Origin of the sequence: Mycoplasmopsis fermentans PG18 (assembly GCF_000209735.1) — a bacterium.
GTDB classification, from domain to species: domain Bacteria; phylum Bacillota_I; class Bacilli_A; order Mycoplasmatales; family Metamycoplasmataceae; genus Mycoplasmopsis; species Mycoplasmopsis fermentans.
Window position 1 is genome coordinate 231,299 of record NC_021002.1, and the last position, 19,686, is coordinate 250,984.

The 19,686-nt window shown below is 26.7% G+C and carries 19 protein-coding genes, 1 tRNA gene, 1 rRNA gene and 1 pseudogene; 9 read left to right on the top strand and 13 right to left on the bottom strand.

What is annotated here, in order from left to right; translation table 4 throughout:
• The first annotated feature begins 81 nt into the window (after window positions 1-81).
• Window positions 82-912, top strand: coding sequence for a diacylglycerol cholinephosphotransferase Mf1 (gene mf1 / locus MBIO_RS01200; protein ID WP_232048439.1), 831 nt, complete (start codon window positions 82-84; stop codon window positions 910-912).
• Between the two features lie 59 nt (window positions 913-971).
• Here mf1 and MBIO_RS01205 read toward each other — a convergent pair.
• Window positions 972-1,055: transfer RNA gene (locus MBIO_RS01205), tRNA-Leu, on the bottom strand.
• 73 nt (window positions 1,056-1,128) lie between these two features.
• Window positions 1,129-1,235: ribosomal RNA gene (gene rrf / locus MBIO_RS01210) — 5S ribosomal RNA — on the bottom strand.
• Window positions 1,236-1,388: 153 nt separating this feature from the next.
• On the opposite strand from rrf, the gene MBIO_RS01215 reads away from it, so the two are divergent.
• The 5 genes and pseudogenes from MBIO_RS01215 to MBIO_RS01235 all read left to right on the top strand — a co-directional run bounded on the left by MBIO_RS01215 (window position 1,389) and on the right by MBIO_RS01235 (window position 5,397).
• On the top strand, window positions 1,389-2,417 hold the full coding sequence (locus MBIO_RS01215; protein ID WP_013354418.1) for an ECF transporter S component: 1,029 nt from the start codon (window positions 1,389-1,391) through the stop codon (window positions 2,415-2,417).
• 71 nt (window positions 2,418-2,488) lie between these two features.
• A pseudogene (locus tag MBIO_RS05310) lies at window positions 2,489-3,362 on the top strand (IS3 family transposase); the annotation flags it as partial.
• A 214-nt stretch (window positions 3,363-3,576) separates the two neighbouring features.
• The gene (gene rpoE, locus MBIO_RS01225; RefSeq protein ID WP_013354419.1) at window positions 3,577-3,846 is read left to right on the top strand and encodes a DNA-directed RNA polymerase subunit delta; all 270 of its coding nucleotides are present in this window, start codon (window positions 3,577-3,579) and stop codon (window positions 3,844-3,846) included.
• A 23-nt stretch (window positions 3,847-3,869) separates the two neighbouring features.
• Window positions 3,870-4,733 carry a class II fructose-1,6-bisphosphate aldolase gene (gene fba / locus MBIO_RS01230; RefSeq protein WP_013354420.1) on the top strand — a complete coding sequence of 288 codons (864 nt, stop codon included), beginning with the start codon at window positions 3,870-3,872 and terminating at the stop codon, window positions 4,731-4,733.
• Window positions 4,734-4,815: 82 nt separating this feature from the next.
• Complete coding sequence (locus MBIO_RS01235) at window positions 4,816-5,397, top strand: thermonuclease family protein (RefSeq protein ID WP_013354421.1); 582 nt, start codon at window positions 4,816-4,818, stop codon at window positions 5,395-5,397.
• A 36-nt stretch (window positions 5,398-5,433) separates the two neighbouring features.
• On the opposite strand, the gene pyk is transcribed toward MBIO_RS01235, so the two are convergent.
• The 6 genes from pyk to MBIO_RS01265 all read right to left on the bottom strand — a co-directional run bounded on the left by pyk (window position 5,434) and on the right by MBIO_RS01265 (window position 11,766).
• Window positions 5,434-6,867 (bottom strand): pyruvate kinase, encoded by a 1,434-nt coding sequence (pyk, locus tag MBIO_RS01240; RefSeq protein WP_013354422.1) that lies wholly within the window; start codon window positions 6,865-6,867, stop codon window positions 5,434-5,436.
• 183 nt (window positions 6,868-7,050) lie between these two features.
• Complete coding sequence (locus MBIO_RS01245; RefSeq protein ID WP_015510791.1) at window positions 7,051-8,532, bottom strand: MAG1430 family protein; 1,482 nt, start codon at window positions 8,530-8,532, stop codon at window positions 7,051-7,053.
• A gap of 62 nt (window positions 8,533-8,594) precedes the next feature.
• Window positions 8,595-9,179 carry a ribosome biogenesis GTP-binding protein YihA/YsxC gene (gene yihA / locus MBIO_RS01250; protein WP_041594193.1) on the bottom strand — a complete coding sequence of 195 codons (585 nt, stop codon included), beginning with the start codon at window positions 9,177-9,179 and terminating at the stop codon, window positions 8,595-8,597.
• Window positions 9,179-9,607: a pantetheine-phosphate adenylyltransferase gene (gene coaD / locus MBIO_RS01255; protein ID WP_013526711.1), complete on the bottom strand. Its 429-nt coding sequence runs from the start codon at window positions 9,605-9,607 to the stop codon at window positions 9,179-9,181. Before coaD ends, yihA begins: the two co-directional genes overlap by 1 nt.
• Window positions 9,608-9,609: 2 nt before the next feature.
• Window positions 9,610-10,803: an acetate/propionate family kinase gene (locus tag MBIO_RS01260; RefSeq protein ID WP_013526712.1), complete on the bottom strand. Its 1,194-nt coding sequence runs from the start codon at window positions 10,801-10,803 to the stop codon at window positions 9,610-9,612.
• Between the two features lie 9 nt (window positions 10,804-10,812).
• Window positions 10,813-11,766 carry a phosphotransacetylase gene (locus MBIO_RS01265; protein WP_013526713.1) on the bottom strand — a complete coding sequence of 318 codons (954 nt, stop codon included), beginning with the start codon at window positions 11,764-11,766 and terminating at the stop codon, window positions 10,813-10,815.
• Between the two features lie 460 nt (window positions 11,767-12,226).
• Between MBIO_RS01265 and MBIO_RS04975 the strand changes: the two genes are divergently transcribed.
• Together MBIO_RS04975 and MBIO_RS04980 are read left to right on the top strand one after the other, a co-directional pair.
• Window positions 12,227-12,481 (top strand): hypothetical protein, encoded by a 255-nt coding sequence (locus tag MBIO_RS04975; RefSeq protein WP_013526716.1) that lies wholly within the window; start codon window positions 12,227-12,229, stop codon window positions 12,479-12,481.
• A gap of 8 nt (window positions 12,482-12,489) precedes the next feature.
• Window positions 12,490-12,639, top strand: a complete 150-nt coding sequence (locus MBIO_RS04980) for a hypothetical protein (RefSeq protein ID WP_183140835.1) — start codon at window positions 12,490-12,492, stop codon at window positions 12,637-12,639.
• Between the two features lie 573 nt (window positions 12,640-13,212).
• Here the strand turns inward: MBIO_RS04980 and MBIO_RS01280 are convergent.
• The 3 genes from MBIO_RS01280 to MBIO_RS01290 all read right to left on the bottom strand — a co-directional run bounded on the left by MBIO_RS01280 (window position 13,213) and on the right by MBIO_RS01290 (window position 17,759).
• The gene (locus MBIO_RS01280) at window positions 13,213-14,070 is read right to left on the bottom strand and encodes a bifunctional 5,10-methylenetetrahydrofolate dehydrogenase/5,10-methenyltetrahydrofolate cyclohydrolase (RefSeq protein WP_013354429.1); all 858 of its coding nucleotides are present in this window, start codon (window positions 14,068-14,070) and stop codon (window positions 13,213-13,215) included.
• Entirely contained in the window at window positions 14,058-16,556 is a 2,499-nt protein-coding gene (locus MBIO_RS01285) for a valine--tRNA ligase (RefSeq protein WP_013526719.1), read from the bottom strand. The genes MBIO_RS01280 and MBIO_RS01285 overlap by 13 nt, the downstream gene beginning before the upstream one ends.
• Window positions 16,557-16,880: 324 nt before the next feature.
• A complete protein-coding gene (locus MBIO_RS01290) occupies window positions 16,881-17,759 on the bottom strand; it encodes a YwaF family protein (RefSeq protein WP_049764040.1) in 879 nt (292 codons plus the stop codon).
• Window positions 17,760-17,875: 116 nt separating this feature from the next.
• On the opposite strand from MBIO_RS01290, the gene MBIO_RS01295 reads away from it, so the two are divergent.
• Window positions 17,876-18,856, top strand: a complete 981-nt coding sequence (locus MBIO_RS01295) for a hypothetical protein (protein ID WP_013526721.1) — start codon at window positions 17,876-17,878, stop codon at window positions 18,854-18,856.
• A gap of 26 nt (window positions 18,857-18,882) precedes the next feature.
• Here MBIO_RS01295 and MBIO_RS01300 read toward each other — a convergent pair whose 3' ends face one another.
• Together MBIO_RS01300 and MBIO_RS04870 are read right to left on the bottom strand one after the other, a co-directional pair.
• Window positions 18,883-19,521: a TMEM164 family acyltransferase gene (locus MBIO_RS01300; RefSeq protein ID WP_015510801.1), complete on the bottom strand. Its 639-nt coding sequence runs from the start codon at window positions 19,519-19,521 to the stop codon at window positions 18,883-18,885.
• Window positions 19,522-19,683 (bottom strand): hypothetical protein, encoded by a 162-nt coding sequence (locus tag MBIO_RS04870; protein WP_013526723.1) that lies wholly within the window; start codon window positions 19,681-19,683, stop codon window positions 19,522-19,524.
• Between the last annotated feature and the right edge of the window lie 3 nt (window positions 19,684-19,686).

Here is a 19,686-nt window from a genome sequence, read left to right on the forward strand (position 1 = left end):
TGCTATATAATATAAAATTAATATGATGATTGATTTATGATGTCGAAATTTTGAGAATCAATTGTTTTAAAAAGGAAAAAAATGAAAAAAGATCAATTACCTTATTTGCCAAAAAATTTAAAAAGAAGACAACAAAAAAGTTTTGAATTATTAAAAGTTTTAGACAAAATTTGCCGTGAAAACAATTTGTGATACTCACTTGCTTATGGTACTCTTTTAGGAGCTACAAGAAATAAAAAACAAATTGCATGAGATACTGATATTGATGTTCTAATTACAGAAGAAACATATGAATTCTTAAAAAAACATTATCCACAATATATTTTGGATAATACAACATCGCATCACTTTCTTAATTTTCCACGTTTTGTTGATAAGATTGATCAAAATGATCCTAACAATATTTATATCGATATGTTCATTATTGTTCCTTCAACATGGAAGAAAGCTAAAAAAATTAATAACTTTTGATACAAATTAAGATCAATGAGAAGAGCTTTAGCTCCAAGAAAATGATTTATTAATATTTTTGGAAATATTTTAATGTTTATTTTTGGCTGAATGTTTTTATTTTTAGTACCACCTTTAGATATTAAAACAACTATTGAAAAAACTAAGGTTTCAGAAAAAGAAAAAGAAATGTATTACATTACTAATTGGCCTAATAAAAGAATTTTTCATCAAGTTACTTTAACACTAGAACAAATTGAAAATGGCATGCAAGATATAGAAATGAATGGACATTATTTCAAAAGTTTAAAAGAAAATGAATCAGTTCTTGAAAGATGATATGGAAAGACATGAAGAATACCAATTCAAACTAAACATCCTATTTATTATGGTTATTATGAATTTAAAAAAGTTCCAAAAAAATATCGAGATTATTACAAAAATGAAAATGCAGGCCAATAACCTGCTTTTTTAATAAAAAAAACTCAAATTAATGAGTCCTTTTTTGGTCTAAAGTGATATGGTGCCCAAGACAGGACTTGAACCTGCACGGATCTCTCCAGTGGATTTTGAGTCCACAGCGTCTACCATTCCACCACTTGGGCAATTATAAATTATTATAAATGAAGTTTTATTTTTAGTAAATAATTTTTCTAATAAAGCAAAAAAAGTATAAAAAAATAGCAGCTCCCTATTTTCCCATCTCTGGTATCGTCGGCACTAAAGGGCTTAACTACTGAGTTCGGAATGGAATCAGGTGGGTCCCCTTCGCTATAACCACTGGATATATTATAACATGCAATTTAAAAAATCAAGCAAAAAAATAAAAAATTTTTTTCAATTTTTTGAAGTAATTTTTTTAGTCAAAAAACTGAGTAAAAAATATCTTTGTTTAATATTAATTTTTATATAATTGTAATGTATTTATTAAGGAAGAGATGAGAAAAAATAATAAACAAAATAATAAAGAAAAAGAAAGCAAATTTAAAAAATTTTGAGAAGAATGAACAATCTTTCCAAAGTGAACTATTAGAAAAATTTCTTTTGTTGGAATCTTAATTGCAATTTCGGTTGTATTTTTAGTTATTGCTTCTTCTCTTGTTCCTATTGCTTCAATTCCAACTTATAAAATAAGTTTTATAGGTTTGCCTATTAAAATTAGTGGTTTTATTTTTGGACCTTTAATTGGTGGAATTGTTGGACTAATTAGTGATCTTTTATCCTTCCTTTTTGTTCCTTCTTTTTATAATCCTATTTATACTGTAGCAGCAATGGTCGATGGAATAATTTCTGGTTTAGTCGGCTTATTATTTATTAAATTATTTGGTTACTATTTTGGTGGTGAATTTCAAGATAATGTTCATGAAAATAGAATTTGAAAATTAAGCAAAAAACTTGATAAACTAAAATTAAAAAATACTAATGATAAAAAAATACTTAAACTAGAAAACAAAATTATTCTAATTCAAGAAAAAAGAAAAAGTATTCGGATCAATGGAACACAAAATATTTTGCTAAATATTAATTTATTTGTTGCTGTTATTCTTTTAGCTTTAATATCATTATTTATTGTCTGATTAGTTGGCTTTGTAATTCCTGAAAGCATTATTAAAAAAGGTGTTATTTCGAATAGATGAGGGCTTTTAGCAACAATGGTATCTGGTTACACATTAATGTTCTTCTTTATTATAATAGCTCGCTTTAAAATGAAACCATCTAACTATTTAGTTATTGTTCCAATTGTTATTTTTTCTGCTTTAATTGAATTAATTAATGTGCCTCTTTTATCATTTGCTGACCAACAATCATTGCAAAAAGGAGAAGATAATAATATCTTTGTATTTGTTTTCAACCATATTTTATTTAGCCCTGTTAAGATTTGATTTAACATGTTTATTATTTATTTTACATACAATATTATTGCTCCTCTTATTTATAAAAATAAAAGTATATCTTATGATAGTTAATAAGTGAACCTCAAATTTCAAACTTTTTGGAAAGGGGTTCATTTTTACGCAATTAAAATTTAAAAAAATAAAAAGGAAGAAAATCTAAAATAAATTTTGATGCTCAAAAGGCAACAAATTTTAAAATTAATATTGAAAAAGTAAATTTTTTATGAGATATTAAAATCACAAAATAAACCTGACAAAGATGAAAATTTGAAAAAGATTATATTTGACTTATTTAACTATAATAAAGGACTATACGGTTATAGACGTATTACTTTTGCATTAAGAAATAAAGGAACAATGATTAATCATAAAAAGGTTTAAAAATTAATAAAATCATTAAATCTTTTTGGCAAAACATTAAGAAAAAAATAAGTATTCTTCATCCAAAAGGATGTTCACAAAAAACATTCCAAACTTGTTTTTAGATAAAGAAAATATCGCAAAATATTTCTTAAGATACAAAATTTTTTAGTAATAAATATTTGAAAATACTAGGAACAGATGTTATTGAATTCAAATTAAAAAAATGATAAAAAAGCATATTTTCTTCTGTGGTTGATTTTGAAAATAGTGAGATTTTAGGTTATTCGATTTCTAAATCACCTAACTTAAGAATGGGGGGTAAAATGTTGGAAAACGTAGAAGGGAATGAGCATAGCTTAAACAATGTATTATTACATTTTGATCAAGGATGACAATATACTTATGAAGATTATATAAATTATTTGAAAAAGAAACAAACAATTCAAAGCTTGTTAAGAAAAGGAATCGTTTAGACAATAGTCCCGCTGAATGTTTATTTAGTGTTGCAAAAAGAGAATTTTAATTTTGAGAAAAAATAGATTTAAAAGTTTTAAAGAACTTAAAACTACTTTAGATTATAATAATGACAGAATTGCTAATAAATTAAAAGGACTTAGCCATATTCAATACATGAATAAGTCCAAACATAATTAAATAGTTCAATAATTGAGGTTCAAACTATAATGATTGTCTGTGCAATTATTTTTTTATATGTTGATTTTTTATATGCTTTTTAGAAAAAGTCACAAAAAATATTAAATTCTAAAAACATTACCATTAAATATTATTTATATAAATAAATTAATATTAATTTATAATATTTTAAAATATAATTACTTTATAAGTTTTAAAGGAGTCTGGAGGTTGTATGAAAACAATGTTAAGTATTGCTCTTGAATATATTTCTGAAAAAAGTAAAGATGGTAAGAATATCAAATTCAATGATATTTTTAAAGAAATCAAAGCAAATTTAAATGACAAATGAGTAGCAGAAGCTGAAAATAAAAATTTAGATTTCAAAGATCTAGAAACAAATAAAAAAGGCGAATTATATCGTTTATTAACAGTTGATTCACGTTTCGTTCATAAAGGAAATAATGAATGAACAATTAGAAATGGTTTTGAAATTAATAAATAATATTTTGAAAATAGGAGTACAAAATGAAATTAGTAAATGCATCAAGTATGCTTAAAAAAGCTAAAAAAGGAAAGTACGCAGTTCCTCACATTAATATTAACAATTTAGAATGAGCTAAAGCAGTTTTATTAACAGCTCAAGAAGAAAATTCACCTGTTATTGTTGCAACAAGTGAAGGCGCAGTTAAATACATGGGAGGTATGAATATCATCGTTGGAATGATTAATGGTATGATGAAAGACTACAATATCACAGTTCCAGTTGCACTTCACTTAGACCATGGAACATATGAAGGAGCTAAAAAAGCTATTAAAGCTGGATACACTTCATTAATGTTTGATGGTTCACACTTACCATATGAAGAAAACTTAGCTAAAACAAAAGAATTAGTTAAATTAGCTAAAAAAGTTAACATGTCAATGGAAGCCGAAGTTGGAACAATCGGTGGTGAAGAAGATGGTATTATCGGTGCAGGCGAATTTGCTGATCCAGCTGAAGCTAAAGAAATGGCTGAAACAGGTATTGATGTTTTAGCAGCTGGTATTGGTAACATTCATGGTCCATATCCTATAAGCTGAAAATCATTAAACTTCGACAAATTAGTTGAAATTAGAGATGCAGCTAAAATTGGTATAGTTTTACATGGCGGTTCTGGTATTCCGGCTGATCAAATTGCTAAAGCAATTAGTTTAGGTGTTACAAAAATTAATGTTAACACCGAATTACAACAAGCAAATCACAAAGCTTTAAGAGCTTATATTGAAGCAGGAGAAGATCTTAAAGGCAAAAACTTTGACCCACGTAAACTTTATGCACCAGGTTATAAAGCTATGTGTGAAACAGTTAGAGCAAAAATTAGAGAATTTGGTTCAAATAACAAAGCTTAGTTAAAATTTAAGAGGAGTTAAAAGCCTCTTTTTTATTTTTCCATTTTTTTAAATTTATTTATAAAAATGACTAGGTATAAATATGAAGAGATATTTGAAACTTTTTTTAAATTTTTTGCCTTTTACTTGTTTATCTGTTGCTGGTTGTCGACAACAGATTATTAATCCACAATTAAATCAAGTTTTTGATGTCAAATGACATTATCAAGTAGTAGATGGTGACACGTTGTATTTTACCAATGATACTATAAAACAAGGTGTTAGATTTTTTGGAATAGATACTCCAGAGATATTTAAAGGCAAAAATAATCAACATTTAGCTTTGCTTGAAAACTATTATGGACAAAAAGCAAAAAATTATTTATACAATTTAACATATCAAAAAAATATAAAAATTAAATACATAACGAAGGATAAATATAATCGGTGAATTTGCAAAGTTTATAGTGCAGAAGGTAATGATTTAGCTTTTGAATTAGTTAAACAAGGATTTGCTAGAGTATCTTATATTTCAATTGATTATCATGCTAAATATTATTGAGTTAATAATAAAGAACAAAAAGAATATTTTTGAAAATTAAACCAGTTGCAAAATGAAGCACAACAAAATAAAAGAGGATTTTGAAAAGAAAAAAATATTAATTTAGTTTTTAATAAGAATTAAAAAAATACGCAAAATGCGTATCTTCTTGTTTGCTTATTAAGCAACAAATTCAGTAATACTTTCGTTTTCAACTACTAAAAAGCGGTCGCCTTTTTTAACACCATATGGTTTAAGAGCATTAAGAGCTTTGCTTTTATCTTTTTTGATTTTTGCAAATAATTCGATTGAATCTAATGATACTCAAACACTAGAAGTAACACCAAATCCACCGATTAGGTTTTCATCATTTAAAATACCAACGATTAATGTATTTGGTCTAAATTTAGCAACTTCACTTAATAATTGACCTGTTCTTGAAAGAACAACAGCAAATCTATAGTCACCATAACGTGTTCTGTTTGCAACGTCATAAGCAATTCTTGAACGTTTTGAATTTGAAGAATTTTTTCTAATTTCTTCTAATTGAACATCATAGTAATTTTTGTCATAAAATTCACTTTCAGCACGTTTGTTAATTTTTGACATAACTGTAACTGCTTCTAAAGGATAGTTGCCTGATGCACTTTCACCTGAAAGCATTGTTGAGTCAGCACCCATTTCTGTTGCATAGTAAACGTCAGTAACTTCAGCACGTGTAGGTTGTGGTGAGTTTTCCATTGAGTCTAACATTTGAGTTGCAACAACAACTGGTTTACCCGCTTCACGACATTTTCTGATCATTATTTTTTCAAAATAAGGAACATCATAGTAAGGAATTTCAAGACCTAAGTCCCCACGAGCAACCATAACACCATCTGATGCTTGAATGATTTCATCAATGTTTTTGGTTCCTAAGTGGCTTTCAATTTTAGAAATGATTTTAACGTGTTTTCCACCATTGTCATCTAATAATTTACGTAATTCTTGGACATTTTTAGATGAGTTAACAAATGATGCTGCTACATAGTTAATTCCGTTTTTAATACCAAATTTAACATCATCAATGTCTTTTTGAGCTAAAAATGGAAGAGAAAAGTCAACACCTGGTAAATTAATACGTTTGTTAGTTTTTAATAAGTGCTTGTTAAGTGTTTTAACAACAACATAACCAGCTTTTCTATCAACTTTAGTTACAATTGTTGATAATTTACCATCGTCAAAGAGAACTTGGTTTCCAACAACTAAGTCTTGAGCCATGTCATAAGCAACAGTTAACTCTTTTTCTGTTCCTTCTACGGTTTCATATTTTTCTTTAGTTGTTCAAACTTTAATTTCTTTGTTTGCTGGAATTTCTTGTTTTCCATCTTTCATTTTTCCTAAACGAATTTCCGGACCCTTAGTATCTAACATAAGAGATATAGGAAGATGTAAATCTTTAGAAATTTTTTGTGCAAGAACAAATTTGTTTAATTGTTCTGCATGGTCTCCGTGGCTAAAGTTAGCACGAACACAGGTTGCACCTGCTTCAATTAATGAACGAAGCATTTTGTAGTTATCACTTGATGGACCAACTGTAATAACTAACTTACTTCTTTTGTCAGTAATGTTCATTTATTCTCCTTAAATTAAAATAAACTTGTATGTATATATTTGTAATACTAAATATTATTTTATATTAAATTTGCAAAATAAATAACATATTTTTTTATTTGAACCATGATTAATAGTAAATTTGTAGTTTCATTATTTTCTTATTCTTTTTTATTAATAAAAAAAGAGCAATTTGCTCTCGATTTATGATTTTTTAAAACCACCTAAAGTTATATGTCCAATATATTCAGGAATTGAAGAAGACTTATAATTATTATTTGAATTTTTAACTCTAATACCAATTGCAAAGGTAGCTTCGCCTTTTGCTGGATCAAATGAAACTAAACCTTCATTTTTATATTTTGTTTTGTCTTTATCATAATCTTCTGTTTGTTTTGTACAATAGAATAATTGGTAAAGGTGACTATTTTTAAAATCATCTTTAAATTTCAATTGAATTCTTTTGTAGTAACCTTTACTTGCATTTTTGTATTCACCGAATTCATCTGTTGAATTATTTATTCATTCAAGTGAAGTTGAAGGTGTTTTAAAGTCAATATTTTTAATTTCATAGTTACCTAAAATAGATATTTCAACATGATTTTTCAATACTTTTTCAAGTTCAAAATAATTAATATCTATTTCTTGAACAATAGGATTTTTTATGTCAATCATTCTTGATTTTATTAAAGATGTTTTATCATTTTTGTCCTTAGGCATTTCCGCTTCCGGCACTATTTTATAGGCATAAAAGTGTAAATTTAATGATTTTTCAGAAGCTTTTGTAAATCACATTCCACGCTTTGTGTCTAATTTATATTCGGGGTTATTGCTTTTTTTATCTAAAGTTCTTCCAATGTCAAATCAACTTTCAATTGTTGAATTATTTTTTAAAATTTCTTCTTTATTTTTGTTTAAATCACTTGAAAGATCTTTTTGTGGTAATGCAGCAAGTAATTCATCAAGACTACTCTTTTCTTTCTTGTAAAAAGTTTGTCTTATTTTATCTCTAATATCCATTTTTCAAGATTTAGGATTACTAATTAATTTTGTGTTCGTTTCAACGACGTCTTTTTCAGTAACTTTTTTAAATCCATTTAAAACAAAAGTTTTTGATGTTCAGTTTTTTATTCTATCACTAATGTTTCTTGTTTTTTTATCTTTATCTTTTTCATTAGCTTTATCTTCTAATGAAACAGTCAAATAGAGTGTACCTGTAAAATCATTTGCATATGAATGGTAGAAAATATTGTAATCTTTATAAAATTTGTCAATTCTATCAAAACGATTATTTCTTAATGAAAATAATTGATTTCTCAATGCCCCTTGAGGAGAAAGATCATCATTTTTTAATCAACCTTTTTCAATATTTCCTTCAAGTTGAGTTCTTCAATAATTTTTTTCATATTCTTTTGTGTTTTTCAAAGTTGGTTCTTTGTTGCTATTGTATGTTTCAAAATAGTAATAATTTGAGTAAGTAAATTCACTTGCTAAGTGATTTGCAATATTAGTTTGGTATAATTTGTCTTTAGGTTTTGCAAGAGAAAAAGTAAAAGAGCTTAGCTGTCTTTCAATACTTTTATTGTCTTTATTAGTTTTAACTAAAGCATAAATAGCCGTACCAATTCCAACTGCAACAACACCTGTTGCTAATGTTCCTAATGTTAATGATAATTTACGATTCATTTTTTTCTCCTATTCAAATATAATTTTTAAATTATATATCAAATATTTGATATTAATGATTTTTACTCATTATAAAGTAATTTTTCTATGTGTTGAACTATATCATCAAGGTTAATATTTTTTTGGCTTGATACCAAGAACACTTGAGCTGATTTTTTAAAAATTTTTGAATTTAATTCATTATGTTTTTTAATTAAAGCCGATTTTTCTTTTTGATTTAATTTATCAATTTTTGTATAAACTATGTCATAATTTCAGTTTAATGAATTTAAAAATGTCAAGGTTTCTAAATCATTTTTAGTAAATCTTGTTCGACTATCTATAAGCAAAAAGATATGTTTTGGAGAAGGTTCATTTTTTAAAAAATCTTTAACCGCAAGATTCATTTTAATGACTTTTTCTTTAGATATTTCAGCATAACCATAACCAGGTAAGTCAACTATATATTTATCATTGTTATCTGCAAAATAATTAATTAATTGTGTTCTGCCAGGGTGCTTTGATACAAATGAAATATTTTGATTTGTTATAGCATTTAAAAGTGAACTTTTGCCAACATTTGAGCGACCTCAAAAACAAACTTGAAAGCTGTTTTTGCAATCAAGTCATTGTTTTTTATCTATTGCTGAAGTTATAAATTTTCACATTATTTTTTACCTAATTTTTGTTTATGTCTTAAAAGAGTTGAAGAATAGTCTATGTTTTCATAGTCTGGTACTATAAGTATAGTTTCAAGCTCAGAATTTAAGTGATGATTAGCAGCTGCTAGTACTAGCTCATAGTCATAATCTAAATTATTTCTGGCTGATCTAACTAGGAACTTTACATTTTTTTCTTTAGCAATTTGAGCTATCAAATCATTTTCATTTTTTACCACAGTGACTGTTTTATAGTCTTTTAAGGTTTTTTTGACTGATTGATATCTTTCTTCTAAATTACCTAAATTGTTTTTATCAGGGTTAATTGAAACTATTACTATAAGCTCATCAAAAAGCTTTAGTGCTTTTTCAATTACTGATATATGACCTTTGTGTATAGGATCAAAAGATCCTGGAAAAATTGCTTTTTTAATCATAATTATTTATACAAATTTATTGCATGTTTTGCAATTAATAATTCTTCATTTGTTCTAATTACATATACTTTGATTTCGCTATCTTTTGTAGAAATTAAAGCATAATCTTCAATTTTAGAATTATTCTTTTTGTCATCTAATTTAATCTTTGCAAAATGTAGTTTATCAACTACCATTTGACGCATTGAAGGAGTGTTTTCACCAACACCAGCAGTGAAAACAATAGCATCTAATTTGTTGCCAATTTTGTTTGCATAATTAGCGGTAAAATCAGCTATTTTTTGTGCATACAATTCAAGTGTGAAAATAGCACGTTTATTGCCTTCGTCTGCTGCTTTACATACATCACGCATATCGCTTGAAACACCTGAAACTCCTAAAAGCCCACTTTTCTTGTTAAGAGCTTCTGTGATTTGGTGAATATCTAAACCAAGTTGTTCATTAATAAATTCATGAATTGAAGGATCAATATCGCCTGAACGCGATCCCATCATAATTCCTGCTAAAGGTGTAAGTCCCATTGAAGTGTCAAATGATTTTCTATCTTTAATAGCACATAATGAAGCACCATTTCCAATATGTAAGTTAACTAAATTAACTTTTTCTTTTTTAACTAATTCTTGGATTTTGAGTGTAATAAATTCATGACTAATTCCATGAGCTCCATAACGACGAATTTTTAAATCTTCTGTTCATTGATATGGAATTGGATAAATTGCATTGACATCTGGAATTGTTGTGTGGAATGCTGTATCAAAGTCAACACTCATTTTGGCATGTGGCATAACTTTTTTAAATGCTTTCATGGCTTGAACTGCACCTGGATTGTGAAGTGGTGCATAAATTTTAGCTTTTTCAATTAAATCAATTTCTTTAGTATTCAATTTAACTGTTGTTGTAAAGTAAGGTCCACCATGAACAACTCTAAAGCCAATTAATTCGATTTCTTTTGGATTGTCAATTAAACCAATTTGTGACATTAATTCTAAAATGTTTTCAACAGCCACAGTGTGGTTAGGCATTGTTACATCACGGTTAAATTTTTGACCGTTATATTTGATTGTTATTTTACCTTCTAATAAGGTAATCCTCTCTGCAATACCACTTGCAATAATTTCTAAAGAAGCTTTATCAAAAAGTGATAACTTTATTGAACTACTTCCTGCATTAATAACTAATACTTTTTGCTTACTCATAATATTCTCCTATTTCTCTGCCTGCAATGCAGTGATTAAAATTGTATTAATTACATCTTTTACACTTGAACCTCTTGAAAGATCATTGACTGGTTTTTTAGTACCAACAACAATAGGTCCAATTGCCCCATAATTTCCTAATCTTTGAGCTAATTTATAGCCTATATTTCCAGCATCTAAATCAGGGAAAATTAAAGTATTTGCTGGTTCTTTATAGTAATCTAATTTATATTTAGCTTTTCTAACTTCTAAATCTAAAGCAGCATCTAATTGAATTTCTCCAATAGCTTTAGTACCTTGATAAATGGTATTGAATTCTTCAACAGCATTGTGTACTAATTCACTTTCAGGTGTTTTTGCTGAATAGTTAGTTGAGAAACTTAAGAAGGCTATTTTAGGTTCTATCCCCATGCTTTGAGCAAATTGAGCAGCATTAAGTCCAATTTCTACTAAAGCTTTTTGATCAGGCTTAACATTTACTGAAATGTCACTGAAGAAGTAAGTATTTTTTTCGTTATGTACTACCATAACTGAAGAAATAGTTTTTACTCCTTCTCTAGCGCCTATAGCTTTAAAAGCTGCTCTTAAGATATCTGCAGTTGCATAATTAAGTCCGCCAACTACCCCATCAACTTCACCTGTAGCTAAAAGCATCATAGCATAGAAAGGTCTTGTTTTTAGGTTTCTTTGAGCTTGTTCAATTGTTTCTTTGCCTTTTCTTAATTCAAAATATTTTTGAGCTAAATCATTTTGTTTTTGTTTATCTTTATTAATGTTTATAAACTTAACATTGGTTTTTGACTTAACATCAGTTTCAACTAATAAAGTTAATTCAACATTAGGAAATTGTTCTAATTGTTTAATGGTATCTAGTGCTCTACTATCATCACCATCTATAAAAGCAATTCTTTTTTTAGTTTTCATTGCTTTAATTCTTTTTTCAATTAAAGATGTAAATTTCATGAATACCTCCTATAAAAAAATATTCTTATATTAATTTTATATATATTATTAAATTTAATAATTAAATAATTACAATATGGCAATTTTTATCTTAAAAGGTAAATAAAAAGAACCTTAATTAAGGCCATAAACCAGGACAAAAGAATTAGACTTAAATCTCAAATATATTTAAGTCTTTTTGTACTAGTTTAAAGCATTAAATGAGGTTTTATGGGAAAACATTTAAATATTGAAAAATAGATAGAAATTTTTATATTTTTTAAGGAATATTTAGACTATAAAATTACAAAGACGGAATTTAAAAATGAATATTTTAGAATCAGTCAAAGACAAATATTTGATCGAGAAACAATTAGAAGTATCAAAAACAAATTTAAAAAATACAATTTGGGCATGAGTATAGAATCAAACACAGGAAAATCTCCTAAAAAAGGTAAAGGGTCTGGAAGACCTAGAAAAAATGGATATTGAAGCTGAAAAAAAGAATAGAGAAGAAGAATTAAGAAAGATGACAAGAGATCAACTTGAAATCTTAATAACTGATATTTCTTACAAAGAAATATTGGAAAGAAATAACAGTAAAGATTTAGATGAAGCAATTGAAAAATTCAAAAAAAGATATGGATTTTCTGTCACCATTAAACAAATTATCGCTATTTTAGGTATTAAAAAATCGACATATTATTATCAATTAAAACAAAGAAAAAAAGATTAAATATGAATATGAAATTAGACAAGCTTTTAAAGATTGTAAAGGTAGATATGGAAGAGCAAAAAGAAAAAGAGAAAATAAGAATACAAATGTTAAATATGAAAATCTATCTGAAAGAGATTATGATGGAAAACATAATGATATATTTGCTACTGTTGTAACATACATTCCATCTCCAATTGATGTTTTAGAAAATCATGTTTATTTATCTGCAATTATTCATCATAGAATTAAAAAAATAGTTAGTTGAAATTTATCAAAAAACAATGATAATAATCTCGTTTTAGAACATTTAAAAACAACTGATTTTTCTTCAAATTTTATTATTCATTCAGATCATGGCTATCAATATTCATCAAATGATTATGTAAAATTCATATCATCAAAAAATGAAAAAATCTCAATGTCAAGAGTTGGGAATTCATTATATAATAGAGAAATTGAATATTTCTTTTCTATATTAAAAACCGAAATCTTTCCTAATTTTTGCAAAAGAGTTAAGTTGCTCACTTTTAACGAATTGAAAAATGAAATTAAAGAATTTATTGATTGATATAATAATGATAGATTTATGAAAAAATTAGATCTAAAAACACCCCAACAAATGTGGGATGTTTATAAGAATAATAAATTTATTGGAGTCTAATTTTTTTGTCCTAGTTTAGTGACTTTAGTTTTTTAAACCCAAAAAGTTTGTTGAAAGCCCAAATTTTATGGTTTTTAAATTTATAAAATTATAATCTGTGAATATGTATTATTGATTTAGCTAAATTAGTAAAAAGTGAAATAACTGTCATTGGACCAACGCCACCTGGAACAGGGGCTAAAGCACTTAAATAGTTTTCAGGTATTGTTTCAATATCAACATCACCATGAAGAATTTTTTTGCCATCTACTTCAATTCAGTTTGATCCAACATCAACTACAACAGCACCTTCTTTAATGTTTTCTTTTTTAAGAAGTTTGGCTTCACCAGCAGCAACTACAATGATATCAGCATTTTCAACACCTTTAATGCCTGTGTTTCTATTGTAGGTAGAAACATTGCAACCTTCTTGTTTTAATAGAAATGCTGTAGGTTTTCCAACTAAACTTGAACGACCAATAACAGCAGCTTTTTTGTCAATCATTTTGATATTGTAGCTATTTAATAAATCTAAAATACCAATAGCAGTAGCTGGAACTAAGGTAAAGTCATCCGCTTGATTGTAGAAATTGAATGCATTTCTGGTACATAAACCATCAATATCCTTTTCAATGCGAACGCTATCTAAAATAACTTGTGTGGCAAATTCTTTAGGTAAAGGAAGTTGAATAACAATACCATCAGATTTTTCATTAATAATGTCTAATTTCTTAAGCAAATCTTTTTGTCTAATATCAGCTGGAAAATGATGATGAATTGCTTCTACTCCTAATTCTTCAGCCTTCTTTAATTTGTTTTTGATGTAGTGAGTAGATGCGGGATTATCGCCAACTTGAATAATTGATAAAATTGGTTTTCTGCCTAACTTTTCCTTTATATCCTTAAATTGTGCAATGAGTTCTTTAGTTCTTTTTTGAGCAAGAGTTTTTCCATCTAAGATTTTCATTTTAACTCCTCCTTGTATTTGTCTAATTCTTCTTGATATTTAGCTAGTTTTTGTTTTTCTTCTTCAACTTTAGATGTAGGTGCTTTAGCTATAAAGTTTTGATTACTTAAAATATTGTTTGAACGTTTAACTTCGCTTTCTAAATTAGCTATTTTCTCTTTTAATTTAGCAATGTAAGTGTTTTTTTGCTCGGCTGATTCTTTAATATAAACATTAATATTTCCATCAACAAATAAAGTGTCTTTATTTTCACTAATTTCACTGTTTGATAGTGATTTTAGTGAATTTTTAACAAACTCATTTTGTTTAATATTAGTGTCATAATAAAGCACTTCTTTTTTACTAATATTATTGTCTTCACGATATTTTCTAAGTATATTTACAATAGAAATTATTTGTTCAATTTGTTCAAGATTTTCAACTTTTTGATTCTTTAAGTTTGGAAATTCTTGAGCTAATAATTCTTTGTTAAATAGTACTTTATATAAGTGATCAGTAATAAAAGGTAAAAATGGATGAGCTATTAAAAGTAATGATTTTAGGTTATCTAAAGCAGCTTTTTTATTTGGCATTATTTTTAACAATTCAACATATCATGAAGAAAAATCATTGTAAATAAATTTAGACAATTCTGTACCAACAATTGTGAATTCATAATTTTGCATCGCCTTATCAATTCTCTTTTTAAGAGCAACTAATTTATTATGAATTCAAATGTCAGCAGCTGTTTTTTTATTTTCTTTATCTTCAGGTAATAATTGAATATAACGAGCAATATTTCATAATTTATTACATAATCCTCAAGCTGAAGTTATTTTTTCTTTTGAGTAACGAATATCTAAACCAGGGCTTGTGTTAGTAATCATAAATCATCTTAAAGCATCAGAACCATTTTCATTTATAACTTGAATTGGATCAACACCATTGTTTGATGATTTAGACATTTTTTTACCAAATTGGTCTCTAACAAGGCCATGAATTAATACTCTATCAAAAGGTTTTTGTTTCATGAATTCTAATCCAAAAAAATACATTCTAGCAACTCAAAAAAAGATAATGTCATAACCAGTTACTAAAAGTGAGGTTGGATAATATCTTTTTAAAAGAGTTGTTTTCTTAGGTCAACCTAAAAATGAGAATGGAGCTATACCACTACTAAATCAAGTATCAAGAACATCTTCATCTTGAACTCAACCTTCGCCAGGTGATTCAATTTGTACCTTAACTTTGTCATCTTTATATCAAGCAGGAATTCTATGACCTCATCAAAGTTGTCTACTTATTGTTCAGTCATGAATGTTTTCCATTCATTTTTTGATAACATTAACAAATCTTTTTGGATAAAAGTTAACTGCATCTTTTGATTTTAAGTGGTCTAAAATATCTTGAGCTAATTTGTCCATTTTAACAAATCATTGTGGCATAACAAGAGTTTCAACTGGAGTATTTGAACGTTCTGAATAACCAACATTTGAAGTAATGGTTTCTACTTTAACTAATAAATTATTATCAGCTAAATATTGACCAATTTTTTCTCTTGCTTCTTGACGAGTTAATTTGTGGAATTGACTTTTTGGACAGTTAATTAAACCGTCTTTATCAATAGTTTCATTAATTTGTAATTTGTGTTTTTTGATAATGTCAATATCAACTTCAGCATGAGCTGATAATTTCATTAAGCCACTACCAAATTTCATGTCTGCATATTCATCAGGCACAAATGGAATTATTTGTTTAGTTAAAGGATGAACAATTTGAATGTCTTTAAAATCTTTATATCTTTTGTCTTTTGGATTGTAAATAACAGCAACGTCACTAAGCATAGTTTCAGTTCTAACTGTGGCAACTGTTAAATATTTATTAGAATTCAAGATTGGATACTTGATATAGTACATTTTTTGTTCAGTAGGTTTATTAATAACCTCAATGTTACTTAGAGCAGTTTTTAAAACTGGATCTCAGTTTATTGCTTTAGTGCCATGATAAATTAATCCCTTTTTGTATAAGGTAATAAAAGCTTTTAAAACTGCTTCATTACTTTTAACATCTAAAGTAAATCTTTCTCTTTCATAATCTAAAGCTAAACCTAACGATGCTCATTGTTTTCTAAACAATTCAGCATATTCTTCTTTTCACTCTCAAACACGTTTAAGAAATTTCTCTCTTCCTAAATCATGTCTGTTTAATCCTTCTTTTTGATAAATTGTATTTTCAACTTTGCTTTGAGTTGCGATACCAGCATGATCCATTCCGGCTACATAAAAAACATCATAACCGCTTAATTTTTTGTATCGAATTATTGTATCCTGAATATATGTATCTAAAGCATGTCCAATATGTAATTTACCAGTAACATTCGGCGGAGGTAAAAGAATTGTAAAAGGTTTTTTGCTTAAATCATGTTTACTAAATATCTTTTTTTCTTTTCATTTCTTTGCTATATCACTCTCTATAGAAGAGTGGTCATAAATTTTTTCAAGCTCCATACTGCTCCAATCTTTTTTAACTAAATTAATTAAAAATTAAACTTTAAAAACTTAATTTTTTGTGCATATAAATGCATAATTATATATATAAATTATAATACAAAACCTTAATTTTGGAGGGCTCTTTTTAAGCAAAATTTAAAACTAATTTTTAATAATTGAGTAAAGAATTACTACTAAAGTTAGATCTTTTTATCATCCATTTTTAATCCCTGTAATTTTTCAAAATCACTATAAAACAATTGTTTTAAAAAATAAACCAACTTTAAAAATGGTCTATTTCTTAAGTTCAATAAGCATATTAAGTTCCGTCTTAAATGCTTTTTATTTTTTGTATTTGTTTTCACAAACTCTTGTGATTCAACCAATGAATCAGAAAATTCCATGAATTGCATAACCTAAAACAAAATTAAATATTAAATATAACAATGTAGCTACATAATAATTTTTGCTTCCGTTAATATGTAAAATATTTTCAAACATTTTAACAAATGAAATCTCTTGACGATGACTCATTAAAAAGAAGTCAGGTAAATAATTAGGGAATCATTCTAAGTTATTTTTAGCTGTTTGATAAACAATTTCATTCCCTATAACTGCAAGTGACCATAAAATTGTAAAGATAACAAAACTATTAACAATAAACATTCCCTTTTTGTATTTTGCTCAATTATTAACAACTAAAATCATACCGATAGCTAACATGCAGCCATGATACATCATTGTATGGATTGAAATTAGTATAACTTCATGAAATACATCGCCTGGTCAAAAAATCATAATGAATGCTCCACCATAAATTGTTATGTAAGCTAAAAAGTCAGTTATGATTTCTTTAAATTTAGTTTTCTTTCTTAAAAACAAATAAAGAGGTACAAAATATAAAGGAAGTGAACATATAACAACTGGATAAAGGTTTTGATGATAATCTCATTTCCATTTATATTCTCCTGCTGTATTTTTGACAGCTTTTCCTGCTCATAACATTTGTTTCAATAATTCCATAAAGACTATAATAAAGAATAAAAGTCCAATAGTTAATTTAACTGTTCATTCTTTTCTATTTCTTAAAGCAACACATAAAATGATGCCTAAAATAAGAAATGTTGCTAAAAATGTCAAGTGGAATGCGCTAAAAGCTTCTGGTCTTCCATTTGCAAATTCAGTATTAAATTTTAAATAAAATTTTGACATTGTATCCATGCTTAAAATTATACAAAAAATATTGAATTTGTGTCCCACAAACCTTCTAGGTTTTAAAACATTTACTTTTATGTAATATAATTAGTAATATATAAAAATAAATATAGGAGTTAAAAATGGCAGAAGCAAAGAAAAAAACAACAGCTGCAAATAAAGCTAAAAAACCAGTAGCAACCAAAACAACAAAAAAAGTTACAGCAGCTAAAACAATTAAAAAACCAGCTGCAACAAAAGCAAAAGTAGCTAAAAAACCAACATTAGATAAATATTATATCTCAGAAAAACCAATCAAAAAAACTGGTGATATTGAATTCAACTTTAAAAAAGCAAAACAAAAGACATCAAGAAAATATGATGAATTTATCGATGCTCTTAAAGAATTTATTTTTGTTAGCGAAACATCGAAAAATGATACAAGAGTTTGATTCCATAGAAATGGAGCTTACCGTGGATCAGTAGATTTAGCAAAAGCAAAAATAATCTTAGATCGCCTTACTCAACAAGCAGTTGAAAAACAAAGAATTATTGAATATCTTGAACAAGAAAATCTTGTTGATAAACCAGAACCTAAAAAAGTAACTAAAAAAGTTATTATTGTTGAAGAACCTAAACCAATTGATCTTAATCAAGAAGCTAAAGAAGCAACATTCTTTGTTCCTAATTCAGATTTAATGTTAGCTTCAGAAGTGCAAAAAGATGACATTGTTGCTTCAACACCAACAAGAGGTTGTGAAGTTTTTGTAACAAACATTTATCCAAGCAATGGACAAATGGAAGTTGAATATGTTGTTAAAAATGAAAACAATCAATCAGATTCTCAAATCAAAACTTTATATGGATTTAAACAAAATCCAGTTACTGAAGAAATAATGACTATTTCTGATGAAGAAGAAAAAAAATTAGAATCTAATATTGTTGAAGACACAGAACCTGCTGAAGTTGTTGATGTAGAAAGTGATGAAAATAAAAATACATCAGTTGAAAATGACAAAAAGTCAAAAATGTCAAAAGAACTTTTATGAACAATAATCACAATGTCAGTATTGCTTATTGCCGCTCTTACTATCTTAGTTTTAGTTGCAACCCGAGTAATTTAATTAATTTTTTGAAAATAAAAATGCTCTTATTGAAAGGACATTTTGTTTTTGTTTTCTGGTATCTTATTTGATACTTTTATAATTATAATTAAGCTATATACAGCTAAAGCTAGAACAAAATTTATTACTGGATAAAGCAACGTAATTACTCAGTAGTTGCCATTTAATTTAACACTAAAAATTTTCTCAAATAATAGTGTCAAATGATTATTAAGATGATGACTAATTGCTAATAAATTTGGATAATTTTCTTGTAATTTATTTAAGTCTTTGTGTGCTGTTTGATAAAAAATTTCATTCAATATTACTACTACACTAAACATTATTAGGAACATAAAAAGATTATGAATAATATAATTTCCTTTGTCGAATTTTGAATAATTATTAAAAATTAAAACAATACCAATTAACATTAAAATTCCATGATGAATCATTGAGTGACAATCAAAAAATATCGATTTATTTAAGACTTCATTTGGAATAAATATCATTATTGAAATTCCGCCATAAAGGCTAGTAAATGAAACAAAATCGATCAAAATTTTATTTAGATTTTTGTTTTGATTAATCAAATAAATAGGAAATAAAAAGTAAGGAATTGAACAAAAAAATAAAGGAAAATAAGATCATTTATATTTTGAATATCATACATTATCTTTATCTATTTAACCTAAAGCACTTAGTTGTTTTATTATTTCAAAAGTTACTAAAATACCTAAACAAATCAAAATAAATAGCTTAACTTGTTTATCATTTTTGTTTTTAAATTTGTAACAAATGACACCAGTTAAAATGACAAAAATACCAATCACGATAAGTAAAATCATCCA